The following is a 12,276-nucleotide window of genomic DNA, read 5'->3' on the forward strand; positions in this document are numbered from 1 at the left end:
ACGGGTTGACCGGTCAAGTGCGAGTGTATGGCCACGCTCCACCCTCGCACCCACCCGACATCACCAACCCGAAGGGCAGCATGAACACCTTTACCTGGAAGCGCGCGACGACGCTCGCCGCGGTCGCCGCCGTGACCGCACTCACCCTCTCCGCCTGCACCGACGGCGCGAGCGAGACGCCCGCCGCCGACGGCACCTACGTCATCGGCTACGACTCGTACTTCGTCGGCAACACCTGGTCGGCCCAGCTCGAGGCGGAATTCACCGCGGCCACGAAGCGCGACGCCGATCAGATCTCCGACGTGATCATGACGCAGTCCGACAACGACGCGCAGAAGCAGATCTCCAACGTGCAGTCGATGATCGCCCGCAACGTCGACGCCATCATCGTCACCCCGATCTCGCCCGAGGGCATCGTCCCCGTGCTGCAGCAGGCGTCCGCTGCGGGCATCGACGTCATCCTCAACGCCTCGGGCGCCGAGACCGACGACTACACCTCCTACGTGAACGTCGACGACGAATCGTTCGGCGCGACCGGCGCCGAGTGGCTGGTCGACAAACTCGGCGGCTCGGGCCGCATCATCGCGATCAACGGCATCGCCGGCATCCCCACGAGCGATCTGCGCTACGCGGGCGCGCAGGCCGTCTTCGACGAGAACCCCGGCATCGAGGTCGTCTCCACGATCGACGGCGGCTGGGACCAGGCCACGACGAAGACGGCGGTCGAAGCCGTACTCGCGGCGAACCCCGACATCGACGGCGTGTGGTCGCAGGGCGGGTCGATGACCCTCGGCGCGATCGAGGCGTTCGAGGCCGCGGGCGTTCCGCTGGTGCCGATGACCGGCGAAGACAGCAACGGTCTGCTGAAGAAGTGGCAGTCGCTCGTCGCCGCCGGCGAGACCGGTTTCGACTGCATCGCGGTCGCCAAGCCCACGTGGATCTCGGCGCAGTCGCTCGAGAACGCCCTTGCCGCGCTCTCGGGCACCGAGGTCACCAAGGACGACATCCTCGACCCCGAGGTCATCACGTCCGAGAACCTCACCGAGTTCGTGCGCGACGACCTGCCCGACAGCCTGTGGGTCAACACCCGCATGACCGACGACGAGATCACCGCCCTGTTCGGCTGAGCGCCGCCCACCCCCACGAAACGAGGAACTCCCCCGTGTCTCAGCCCGCCCTGACGTGCCAACACGTGTCGAAGTCGTTCGGCGCGACCCGCGCCGTGGTCGATGTCGACGTGACGCTGAACCGCGGGGAGATCCTCGCCCTCGTCGGCGAGAACGGCGCCGGCAAGTCCACCCTCATGAACATGCTCTCGGGCCTGCTCTCCCCCGACACCGGATCGATCACCATCGCCGACCCTCCCGAGGGGGGCCGCGCGGTGTCGATGGTGCATCAGGAGCTGAGCCTGTTCGCCAACCTCACCGTCGCCGAGAACCTGTCCCTCGGCGACGGTGACACCACCCACCGGTCGGAGCGGGCGAAGCGCGACTTCGCCCGCTCCACCCTCGCGGGCCTCGGCGTCGACATCGACGTGGACGCGACGGTCGGCGATCTCACCGTGGGGCAGCGCCAGCTGCTCGAGGTCGCCAAGGCCATCGCGGTGACGCCGACGCTCCTCATCCTCGACGAACCGACCTCGTCGCTCGAGAATCCGCAGGTCGAGCTGCTCTTCGCCGCCGTACGGCGGCTGAGTGCCGCGGGGTCTGCCGTCGTGTTCGTCTCGCACCGCATGGACGAACTGTTCGAGCTCTGCGATCGCGTGCTCGTCATGCGCGACGGCCGACAGGTCGACGAAGGCCCCCTGGCCGAGCGCACCCGTGATCAGCTGGTCGCGTCGATGGTCGGCCGCGAGGCGAGCGACCTGTACCCGCCGCGCGACGCACGCGGTGACGAGAAGGATGCTGCGGGGCCGGCGGCCGTCGAACTGGTCGACGTCTCGCTCGACGGAAGCCTCTCCTCCGTCGACCTCCGCGTCACCGCGGGGTCGATCACCGCGATCGCCGGACTCGAAGGTCACGGCCAGTCGGAGGTCGCCGAGGTGGTCGCGGGCGTCCGCACGCCCACGAGCGGAACGCTCCGCCGCGCCGGACGCCCGGTGCGTCTGCGCTCCCCGCGTCAGGCGGTGCGCTCCGGCATCGGCTACGTCGCCCCCGACCGCCGCCTCGACGGACTGCTGCTCGACCAGTCCATCTCGGCCAACGCCCTCCTCGCGGCCATGCCCCGACTCTTCCCCTCCGGCATCGTCAGCCCGCGCCGCGCTCGCCAGGTCGTGCAGCGCGTTGTCTCTCACCTCGCGGTCAAGCACGCCGCGCTCACCCAGCCGATCGTCGAGCTGTCGGGCGGCAACCAGCAGAAGGTGCTCATCGGCCGCTGGCTCGTCGACGACGGCCTCGAGGTCCTCGTGCTCAACGACCCCACGCGCGGCGTCGACGTCGGCTCGCGCGCCCAGATCTACCAGAGCATCCGCGAACTCACCGAGCGGGGCGTGGCCGTGCTGCTCGTCTCGACCGACCTGCAAGAGATCCTCGGGCTCAGCGACGAGGTGTACGTCATGTACTCCGGCCGCATCACCGGTCGCCTCGATTCCCGCACCGCCACCGAGACCGCCGTCATGCACCTCGCCACCGGAGGAACCGCCGTTGTCTAGCACCACCAGAGCCTTCCGCCCGCAGGCCCTCTCGACCACGTCGCTGCGTGCGCTGTCGCGCGCGAAGTTCCTGTGGATCCTCGCCCTCGCCGTGATCGTCATCGCCTCGATCGCCCTCCCCGCCTTCCGCAGCACCGTCAGCGTCAACTCGCTGCTGGCGTCGCTGGCCCCGATCGTGCTGATCGCGGTGGGTCAGGGCATCGTCGTCATGTGGGGTGGCATCGACCTCAGCGTCGGAGCCATCGCCGGACTCGCCACCGTGGTGCTCTCGCTGAGCCCGGTGCTTCCCGGTGGGGCCGCCCTCGCCGTCCCGCTCGTGCTGATCGCCGGCCTCGTCGTCGGTCTCGCGAACGGTTCCGGAGTCATCGCGGGCATCAATCCGCTGCTGATGACGTTCGCCGCATCCGGCGTGGTGCAGGGTTTCGCCCTGCTTCTGCAGTCGACCCCGGGCGCCGGCATCCCTCTTCCCCTCCTGACCGTGCTCGGAACGAGCCTCGGTGCGGTCCCCCTGTTCGCGCTCATCGCGCTCGTCGTGCTCATCGTCGCTTGGGCGTGGATGGGTCAGAGCCGCGCCGGCCGCTACGTGCAGGCCGTGGGATACGACCAGCGCATCGCGACGCGCCTGGGCTTCCCGGTGCGCCGATCGGCGTTGCTCGTGTACGGCCTGTCGGGGGTCTTCGCCTCCCTCGGCGGCATGGCAATCGCCTCGCGCACGTACACGGCCGATGCGCTCGTCGGTGCCAGTTCGGTGATCGATTCGATCGCCACGGTACTCGTCGCGGGTATCGTCATCACCGGCGGCATCGGCTCGCTCCTCAGCATCCTCCCCGCCGCGGTCATCATCGCCGTGGTGGGTCAGGTGATCACGTTGACCGGCACCGACACGTACTACCAGACCATCTTCAAGGGCGTTCTGCTCATCGCCGCGATGGGCGTGTACGGCCTCGCCGATCGGGGGCTGAAGATCCCGTGGCGGTTGAGGCCGAAAGACAAGGATGCTGCACCCGCCCAGACCCGATCGGAGCCCGCGCGATGACCGCCCTCGATTCGCCACCGCTTCGCACCGACCGGCCCCGTTCGGGGTTCGGCTCGGCGCTCGGGCGCATTCCCACCTCGCTGTGGGTCGCTTACGGGCTCACGTTCGCGTGCCTGATCCTGCTGGGCGTCAGCACGTCCGACGGGTTCAACCCCGACCGCCTGCTGCGCATCCTCTCCAACGCCGCGCCGCTGGGCGTCGTCGCCATCGCGCAGACCATCGTCATCATCAACCGGGGTCTCGATCTCTCGGTCGGCCCGGTCATGAACTCCGCCGCGATCCTGACCGCCGTGCTCTCCGCCGCTCCCGGCGCGAGCCTCGCGACGACCGTGCCGCTGGTCATGCTCATGGGTGCCGCGATCGGTCTCGTCAACGGCGTGCTGCTCGCCTTCACCCGCATCCCCCCGCTCCTCGGCACGCTGGCGACGGCGACGATCATCGGCGGCGTGAATGCCCTGGTCACCCGCGGTCAGCCGCGCGGCATCGTTCCCGACGAGCTGCGCGTGCTGGCCGACGGGCGCCTCTTCGGCACCCCCTTCTCGGCCTCGCTCGTCATCTGGATCGTGCTGCTCGTGATCGTCGGACTCATCCTCACGGGCACCGTGGCCGGCCGGCGCTTCAAGGCCGTCGGGGCGAACCCCCGCGCGTCGTGGTTGTCGGGCGTGCCGGTGCGGCGCCACACCCTCGTCGCGTATACCGCCTCGGGAACCCTTGCGGCGATGGCCGGCATCCTGCTGATCGCCTACTCGGGGTCGCCGTCTCTCACCGCCGGTGACAGCTACGCGCTGAACTCCGTCGTCGCCGCGGTCATCGGCGGGGCGGCCCTCGCCGGTGGCACCGGTGGCATGGTCGGCACCTTCGCCGGCGTCGCGGCGCTGGCCTTCCTCACCACGGTTCTCAACTCGTTCAACATCCCCTCCCCCGTGCAGTTCATCGTCAACGGGGGTGTGCTGATCGGGATGCTGCTGATCAACGGGCGCCTGTCGGCTCGGCGAGGTGCGCGATGACCCGCTGGGCCGACCTCACCTGGCCCGAGGTGGCAGGCGCTGTCGAGAAGCAGCCGTGGGCGCTGCTGTGCCTCGGGGCGGTCGAAGAGCACGGTCCGCACCTGCCGCTGGGCACCGACGCGTTCGCTGCCGAGGCGTTCTCCGCGCGGCTCGCCGATGAGGCCGGCCTGATCGAATTGCCCGTGCTGCCCTACGGCCAGGTGTGGTCGCTCGAGCATTTCGACGGCAGCCTCTCGATCAGCGACGGCACGCTCGTCTCGCTCATCGTCGACCTGGCCGAGGGGCTTGCCCGCAACGGCGTGCGCGGGCTCGTGCTGTTCTCGGCGCACCTGGGCAACGCGGCCGCGATGAAGGCCGCGACGCGCGCCCTCGAGGAGCGCGGTGGCCTGCCCGCGATCGCGCTGACCTACCCGGGGTTGGCCGAGGTAGCCGCCGCGGTGGCCGAGAGCCCGCGAAGCCACCCCGCCATCATGCACGCCGACGAACTCGAGACCTCGATCATGCTGGCGCTGCGCGACGATGTGGTGCGCATGGATGACGCGGTCAGCGAATACCCCGACTACCCGGCGCATTTCGACGTCGCGCCGGTGCGGTGGGACACCATCAGCGAGAGCGGCGTGTTCGGCGACGCGACGGCCGCGACCGCAGAGAAGGGTCGGCGCATCGTCGACCACGTGGTGGCGACAGCCGTGCGCCTGATCACGGCATGGAAAGAGGCGCAGAAGTGAGAGACGACGAAGAGGCGCTGGGCGCCGATGTGCTGCGCGACCTCGACACCGACTCCCACGTGAGTCGCTACCGTCAGATCGCCGACCAGCTGGCGGCCGTCATCCTCGATCAGCGTCCGGGCGTGCGGTTGCCGTCGGAGTTCGAGATCGTGCAGCGGCTGTCGGTGAGTCGGGCGACCGCCACCCAGGCCCTCCGCGACCTCGAGCAGCGCGGGCTCGTCATCCGCCGTCAGGGCCGGGGCACGTTCGTGGCCGATTCGAGCCGAGCCATCCGGTCGAACCGGGCAGGAATCCTCCCGTCCTTCAGCGAAGACCTGCGCGCCGCGGGCCGCCAGACCCGCGAGCAGGTCATCACGCTCGAGGTCGTCGGTGCGCCGAGCGAGGTCGCCGCGACCCTCGGACTCATCGCCGGCGACGACGTGTGGCGCGTCGAGCGCCTCATCGTCAGCGACGGCGATCCCGTCGTGCACCTCACCTCCTGGCTCCCCTGCGCGCTCGTGCCGACGCTCACCCGCTCGGCGATCGAGCAGGGGTCGCTCTACGAGCAGCTCGAGAAGATCGAGGGCTCGCCCGGTCGCCCGTGCTCGGCCGACGAGCAGTGGACCGCCGCATCCGCCCTCACCGAGACCGCGACGCTCCTCGCCGTCCCGCGCCACACTCCCGTCATGCGGGTGTCCCGCACCGCGTACCTGCACGACCAGCGCGCGGTGGAGTACTCCATCTCGTACGTGCGGGGCGAGATCTTCGCGGTGTCGCTGCATATCGACGCCCACAGCCACCGCAGTCTCGCGCAGATCGCCGAGGCTCCGTGAGCGCGACGACCGCGCTCAGTCTGGGCATCGACCTCGGCACGACCAGCACGAAAGCGCTGCTTCTCGACGCCGAGGGAACCGTCGTCGCGGTGGCGAGCGCCCACCACGGCATCGACCCCGTCTCGGACGGCGTGCAGGTCGATCCGGCCGTGTGGATCGCCTCGGCCCGGCGGGCGGTGGCCGAGCTCGGCGCATCGATCGACCTCGGTCGGGTCTCGGCGATCGGGTTGAGCGGCAACATGAGCGCCGTCGTCCTGGTCGACGGCGCCCTCGATCCGGTGGTGCCCGCGCTGCTGCTCGCCGACCGCCGCGGTGCCGACGAGCTGCGCGCCCTCGACGACGACATCACGGCGCGGATGCTGCGCCAGTCGGGCAATCTGCCGAGTGCCGTGTTCTCGCTCTCGAGCCTGCTGTGGTGGCAGTCGCGCTACCCCGAGACGCTCGCACATGCCCGCGCCTATCTTTCGGCGAAGGACTACCTGCGCGCCACACTCACCGGCGACATCGCCACCGACTTGACCGATGCGTGGAACGCCTTGCTCCTGCGCCCGGACGGCCAGTGGGACGACGACCTGATCGCCGCCGTGGGGCTTCCCCGCCACCTCTTCCCCGCCGTGCTGTCGAGCTCGTCGACGGCCGGCACCGTGCACGAGGGCGCGGCGGCCGCGTTCGGCGTGCCGCTCGGGGTGCCCGTCGCGATCGGCGCGGGTGATGTCGCCGCGACGCTCGAGGGGCTGGGCGGCATCGACGGCGACGAGGTGGCCGTGGCACTCGGCACGTCCGCCGTGATGATGGCCGCCATCGATCCGGCCTCGGGTTCGGGTTTCGCCGACGGCGCCTTCACGCAGCATCCAGCCGTCGACGGCACGCGCTTCGCGCTGGCTTCGCTCCTGACCGGCGGGCTCGCGCTGAACTGGCTGCGAGCCACCGTCGGCGCCACAGCGATCGCGCAGGCACCGTCTGATCCCGACCCCGACGATCCTCTGTGTTTCCTGCCCTACCTCGCCGGCACGGGCAGCCCCGATTTCGATGAGCGCGCCACCGGGGCGCTCATCGGCCTCACACCGACGACGAGCGCACCGCGCATGGTGTCGGCGGCGCTCGAGGCGATCGCCTTCGACCTGGCCGATCTGATCGACAGGCTCGAGCGCGACCGCGCCACCCCGTACCGGCACATCACCGCGTGCGGCGGGGGGACGAACGTCGCCGCGTGGCCGCAGATCATCGCCGACGTCACCGGTCTTCCGGTGCGCGTCGTCGCCCAGGCCGACCTGGCCGCGGTGGGCGCCGCCCAGCTCGGGTGGGCCGCCGTCGGCCACCGGGTGCACTCGCCCCGCGCCGAGCACGCGGTGCTCCCCCGGCCCGCCTTCGCCGACGCGTGGCGTCGACGCCGCGACCGATTCCGCATCGTGCGCCGCTCGCTCCTCGAGCTCGAGCGGCAGCCCCACACCCCCGATCCCCCGTCACAGAAAGCAGCATCATGATCCGCACCGTCACCGGAGACATCCACTCCGACGACCTCGGCTTCACCTATTCGCACGAGCACCTGCTCGGCGCACCTCCCGTGCACAAGCGGGTCGACGAAGATCTCGTCATCCTCGACCCCGCGATGGCGAAGGTCGAGGCCCAGGCGGCCCTCGACGTCGGAGTGAGGAGCCTGTACGAGGCATCGGCGTGGGACTACTCGCGTCAGCCCGAAGACTTGCGTCGCATCTCGGAGGAGACCGGACTGCAGATCATCGCGTGCGGCGGGTTCAACAAGGGCGAGTGGTTCGACGACCTGCTCGCCGACCACTCGATCGAGCAGCTCCAGGCGCAGATCGTCGCCGACGTCACCACCGGAATGAACGGCACGACCGTGCGCGCCGGCGCCATCAAGTACGGCACGAGCTACAACCGGGTCACCCCCGCCGAAGACCGCGTGCTGCGCGCGGCCGCGCGCGCCCACCGCCAGACCGGTGCCGTGCTGCACGGTCACACCGAGACGGGAACGATGGCGATCACCCAGCTCGACATGCTCGAGGAGGAGGGCGTCGACCTCAACCGGGTCGGCATCGTGCACCTGATGCGCAACCCCGACCCGTACGTGCACAAGCAGATCGCGAAGCGCGGCACCTACCTCTGCTACGACGGGTTCGCGAAGATCAAGTACTTCCCCGAGAGCACGCGCATCCACGTGATCCTCGACGTGGTCGAAGCCGGGTACGCCGACCGCATCCTCATCGGTGGCGATCTCGCACGTCGCACCGACCTCACCGCCTACACCGGGGGCCCGGGCCTGCACTACATCGCCGGCGCGTGGCTGCCCCGCTTCCGCGACGAGCTCGCCCAGCGCCACTACTCGCAGGCCGACATCGACGAACTGGTGCGCCTGTTCTTCGTCGAGAACCCGAAGCGCTACTTCACCTTCGGCGAGCCCTACTGAGCCGCGCTCCCGCCCGCACCCGCACCACCTCGAACGGAACCGTCATGCCTCACGCCTCCCTGCCCGCCATCTCCGACGCCGGTGTCATCGCGACCCTGCGCGCCCCCAGTGCCGACGCGGCCTACCGCGCCGTCGATGCCCTGGTCGAGGAGGGCCTCGTCGCCATCGAAGTCACGTACACGACGCCGGATGCGGGGGCGGTCATCGCCGGCGTCGCCGAACGGTTCGGCGATCGCGTACTGCTCGGTGCCGGAACGCTGACCACGGTCGCGCAGGTCGAGGAAGCACGCTCCGCCGGGGCGGTCTTCCTCGTATCGCCCGGGTTCGACGACGAGGTGACCCCCGCCATCATGGCGTCGGGGGCCCTGTCGATGATCGGCGGCTACACCCCCACCGAGGTGCAGCGCCTTCGCCGGATCGGCGTCGACGTGGTGAAGTTCTTCCCGGGCAGCATCGGCGGACCGGCGGCGCTCAAGGCGCTGCGCGGCCCGTTCCCCGATGTCACCTACATTCCCACCGGGGGCGTGAACGCTGAGAACCTGGGTGACTGGCTCGCCGCCGGCGCCGTGGCCGTCGGCGCAGGAAGCGAGCTGCTGCCCGCCGCCGCGGTGCGCGACGGCGACGCCGAGACGATCCGGGCGAACGCTCGCCACTTCCTGCAGGCCCTGCGCACTGCCCGCGCCTGACCGGTCGCCTCAGGTCGCTGAGCCTGTCGAAGCATCCGATCGCTGGGCCCGCCGATTCTCCCGGCGGCGCAGGTCGCTGAGCCTGTCGAAGCGTCCGCTCAGAACCCGTCGATGAACATCTGGGTCGCGGTGGGCACGTAGTCCGCGCTGGTCTCGGGATCCCATCCGACGAGCGCGATCGCCGTGCCTTCGTGCACGGCGGTGATGCCGACGAGCGTGAAGGGAGCGCCGGCGACCTCGCCGGTCGCCCGCCACGAGACCGACTCATCGGTGTCGGTCACGGTCGCGGGGATGGTCTCGAGCTGCAGGTCGATGGGGAGTCCCGACAGCTCGAACGACTGGCTGCCGTCGGCGCACGTCGCGAGCGCTTCTTCGGCGTCGGCGAACAGGGTCTGGGCCTGCTCGGGGTCGGCCGAGCTGACGACCACCGCGGTCATCGAACGGTCGTTGCTGGTCGCCATCTCTGCCGCGGCGTCGTCTGCGGTCGCCGCCGACTCCCATCCGGCGCCGAACGGCGCGAGGCACGAGGGGTCGGAAACCGTCAGACCCGGGTAGATCGAGCTCAGCAGCTCGGCGCTGGTCGCATACTCTCCGGGCGGAAACTGCAGCGTGTCGAACAGAGCGGTCAGCTCGTCCGACGAGAGGTGCTCGGCCGTAGCGGCGGTCTCGCTCGTGGCCGAGGCGTCGGAGGTGGCGGATGCGCCAGCATCCGGTGTCGCGAGCGTCTCTCCCCCGGCACAGCCGGCGAGCGCGAGGCCCAGCACACCGGTGAGCGCCAGGCCGACGACGGTGGATCGAGCGGAACGACGGCGAGTCGTCACCGCGCGCCTCAGCATTCCGCGTCGAGGTAGTCGCGGATGACGCCTGTGGGCTCGTCGAGCTCGCCGACGATCTCGACCACCCGCGAGTCCATGACGGGCTCGCTCGGGGTGGTCTGCTCGGCGATCTCGACGCTCTCGACGTAGAGGTCGCGCGTGGTCTGCCACTCGGTCGCGATCTCGTCGGGCGCGGTGACCGCGTCGAACACCGCGATGCGCTCGCTCAGGTCGGCGATCGTCTGCTCGGCGGGCAGCCCGAGCTGGAAGTTGCTGGGTGTCGCCAGCGTGCCGCCGACGTCGGAGTAGTCGGCGCAGAAGGTGTTCGAAGCGGATGTTTGCGACTCTTCGGCGGCGGGGGTGACCGGCGAGACTTCGACCTCGGCGGCTGAGCAGCCGACCAGCAGAGACAGGGCGGCACCCGCGGTGACGATAAGGCTGACAGGACGCAAACGCATGAATTTCTCCTCAAATGCGGACGTTTCGACCCTACCGACGCACCTCAGCCGAGCCACTTCACCCCCGGGGCTTGACACCCGGCACGTCGTTGAACTCACCGCTGGGCGCGGCGGGAATCTCGTCGCCGTCTTCCGGGCCGTGCCGTGAAACGTCAGCGCCGCGAGAACACCCTCATCGCCACGGCGAGCGCGGCCGCGCCGAACGACGCCGCCCACAGCGAGGCGGAGCCGACCAGCGCGTAGCCCACGGCTCCCCCGACTGCTCCCGCGAGCATCGCGCTCCACAGCACGAGGTAGGGCACCCATCCCCACCGGACTCCCCCGCCCAGGGCGAACGCCAGGTGCTCGCCGACCTTCACGAGCGCGCCGGTCATATAGGTGACGCCGAACGAGACCCTGCCGCGCTCCGACAGCACCGTGTTCGACGCTCCCATCGCGAGCGCGAGCACACTGCCGGTCGCCACGGTCAGCTGCCACGTCGCGATGACGGATGCTGCGGCCAGAGCGACGGCGATGAGCCACAGCACGGTACCCCCCGCACGACGCGCGGCGATCGCGGTTCCGGCGGCGGCGCCGACGACGAACGCGGCGATGAAGAGCCCCGCCACCGCCGCGCCCGACAGATCGATCTCGGCGAGCGAGACGCCGGCGCGGGTGGTGTTGCCGCTCATGAACGACACGAAGTACCCGCCGAGGAAGACGAAGCCGAAACCGTCGACGTAGCCCGCGAGCACGGCGAGTCCGGCGGCGAACGCGAGCCGCCGCTTCGTCAGCGTATGGACCATCTCCCACCACCCCTCAGCTGTGACGCTAGCCGCTCCGCCCGTTCGCCGAGCCCACCAATCCTGCCGCCCAGCCGGCGCCAGCCGCCCAGCCGGTCGCTGAGCCCACCCAGCCGGTCGCTGAGCCTGTCGAAGCGCCTGCCGCCGACCCCGCCCAGCCGGTCGCTGAGCTTGTCGAAGCGCCCGGCGCTGAGCCCGCCCAGCAGCCCAGCCTGCCGCCGACCCCGCCCAGCCGGCGCCAGCCGCCCAGCCGGTCGCCGAGCCCACCCAGCCGACCGCCGAGCCCACCCAGCCGACCGCCGAGCCCGCCCAGCCGACCGCCGAGCCCGCCCAGCCGGCGCGAGCCGCCCAGCCGGTCGCTGAGCCTGTCGAAGCGCCCGGCGCTTCCCGCTCTACCGCTTGATCGCCTGGTCGAACTCGCCGCGGCGCGAATCGACGATCTGCTTGCCCAACGGCATGAGCGAGACCGAGACCAGCTTGAAGTTCGCGATGCCCAGCGGGATGCCGATGATCGTGATGCACAGCGCCAGACCCGAGAGGATGTGCCCGAGCGCGAGCCACCATCCGGCGAGGATCACCCAGATCACGTTGCCGATCGCCGAGAAGACTCCCGACCTCGGCTTGTCGATCACGTCGCGCCCGAAGGGCCACAGCACGTAGCCCGCGATGCGGAACGACGCGATCCCCCAGGGGATCGTCACGATCAGCACGCACAGGATGACGCCGGCGACGACGTATCCGAGGAACAGCCAGAACCCCGACAGCACGAGCCAGAGGACGTTGAGTATGGTGCGCATTCTTCGATCATGCCCCCTCGCGCCCCCGCGCGAGAGGGCTTGCATCACACTTCGCCCTCGTCCCACTCCCCGCCGTCGGA

The 12,276-nt window shown here is 70.4% G+C and carries 13 protein-coding genes; 9 read left to right on the plus strand and 4 right to left on the minus strand.

The window, feature by feature from the left end; all coding sequences use genetic code 11:
* Positions 1 to 80 precede the first annotated feature (80 nt).
* The 9 genes from ABTU82_RS05100 to ABTU82_RS05140 are packed head-to-tail and all read left to right on the plus strand — an operon-like array spanning position 81 to position 9,344.
* Positions 81 to 1,127, plus strand: coding sequence for an ABC transporter substrate-binding protein (locus tag ABTU82_RS05100; RefSeq protein WP_183042337.1), 1,047 nt, complete (start codon positions 81 to 83; stop codon positions 1,125 to 1,127).
* A gap of 35 nt (positions 1,128 to 1,162) precedes the next feature.
* A complete protein-coding gene (locus ABTU82_RS05105; RefSeq protein ID WP_407172147.1) occupies positions 1,163 to 2,650 on the plus strand; it encodes a sugar ABC transporter ATP-binding protein in 1,488 nt (495 codons plus the stop codon).
* Positions 2,643 to 3,686 carry an ABC transporter permease gene (locus ABTU82_RS05110; RefSeq protein WP_407172148.1) on the plus strand — a complete coding sequence of 348 codons (1,044 nt, stop codon included), beginning with the start codon at positions 2,643 to 2,645 and terminating at the stop codon, positions 3,684 to 3,686. Before ABTU82_RS05105 ends, ABTU82_RS05110 begins: the two co-directional genes overlap by 8 nt.
* Positions 3,683 to 4,693, plus strand: a complete 1,011-nt coding sequence (locus tag ABTU82_RS05115; RefSeq protein WP_116649020.1) for an ABC transporter permease — start codon at positions 3,683 to 3,685, stop codon at positions 4,691 to 4,693. Before ABTU82_RS05110 ends, ABTU82_RS05115 begins: the two co-directional genes overlap by 4 nt.
* Complete coding sequence (locus ABTU82_RS05120) at positions 4,690 to 5,421, plus strand: creatininase family protein (protein ID WP_116649019.1); 732 nt, start codon at positions 4,690 to 4,692, stop codon at positions 5,419 to 5,421. The genes ABTU82_RS05115 and ABTU82_RS05120 overlap by 4 nt, the downstream gene beginning before the upstream one ends.
* Positions 5,418 to 6,233: a GntR family transcriptional regulator gene (locus tag ABTU82_RS05125; RefSeq protein ID WP_165818065.1), complete on the plus strand. Its 816-nt coding sequence runs from the start codon at positions 5,418 to 5,420 to the stop codon at positions 6,231 to 6,233. The genes ABTU82_RS05120 and ABTU82_RS05125 overlap by 4 nt, the downstream gene beginning before the upstream one ends.
* On the plus strand, positions 6,230 to 7,717 hold the full coding sequence (locus tag ABTU82_RS05130) for a xylulokinase (RefSeq protein ID WP_407172149.1): 1,488 nt from the start codon (positions 6,230 to 6,232) through the stop codon (positions 7,715 to 7,717). Before ABTU82_RS05125 ends, ABTU82_RS05130 begins: the two co-directional genes overlap by 4 nt.
* Positions 7,714 to 8,658, plus strand: a complete 945-nt coding sequence (locus tag ABTU82_RS05135) for a phosphotriesterase family protein (RefSeq protein WP_407172150.1) — start codon at positions 7,714 to 7,716, stop codon at positions 8,656 to 8,658. Before ABTU82_RS05130 ends, ABTU82_RS05135 begins: the two co-directional genes overlap by 4 nt.
* A gap of 44 nt (positions 8,659 to 8,702) precedes the next feature.
* Entirely contained in the window at positions 8,703 to 9,344 is a 642-nt protein-coding gene (locus tag ABTU82_RS05140; protein ID WP_407172152.1) for a bifunctional 4-hydroxy-2-oxoglutarate aldolase/2-dehydro-3-deoxy-phosphogluconate aldolase, read from the plus strand.
* A gap of 98 nt (positions 9,345 to 9,442) precedes the next feature.
* Here ABTU82_RS05140 and ABTU82_RS05145 read toward each other — a convergent pair whose 3' ends face one another.
* From ABTU82_RS05145 to ABTU82_RS05160, 4 genes are all read right to left on the minus strand, one after another.
* Positions 9,443 to 10,165 carry a hypothetical protein gene (locus ABTU82_RS05145; protein WP_407172154.1) on the minus strand — a complete coding sequence of 241 codons (723 nt, stop codon included), beginning with the start codon at positions 10,163 to 10,165 and terminating at the stop codon, positions 9,443 to 9,445.
* Between the two features lie 8 nt (positions 10,166 to 10,173).
* Positions 10,174 to 10,617, minus strand: a complete 444-nt coding sequence (locus ABTU82_RS05150) for a hypothetical protein (protein WP_407172156.1) — start codon at positions 10,615 to 10,617, stop codon at positions 10,174 to 10,176.
* A gap of 152 nt (positions 10,618 to 10,769) precedes the next feature.
* Entirely contained in the window at positions 10,770 to 11,402 is a 633-nt protein-coding gene (locus ABTU82_RS05155) for a YoaK family protein (protein ID WP_407172158.1), read from the minus strand.
* Positions 11,403 to 11,791: 389 nt separating this feature from the next.
* Positions 11,792 to 12,196 (minus strand): YccF domain-containing protein, encoded by a 405-nt coding sequence (locus ABTU82_RS05160; protein WP_116649011.1) that lies wholly within the window; start codon positions 12,194 to 12,196, stop codon positions 11,792 to 11,794.
* Positions 12,197 to 12,276 lie beyond the last annotated feature (80 nt).

The sequence above is a fragment of the Microbacterium deferens genome, assembly GCF_045517775.1.
Lineage (GTDB): Bacteria > Actinomycetota > Actinomycetes > Actinomycetales > Microbacteriaceae > Microbacterium.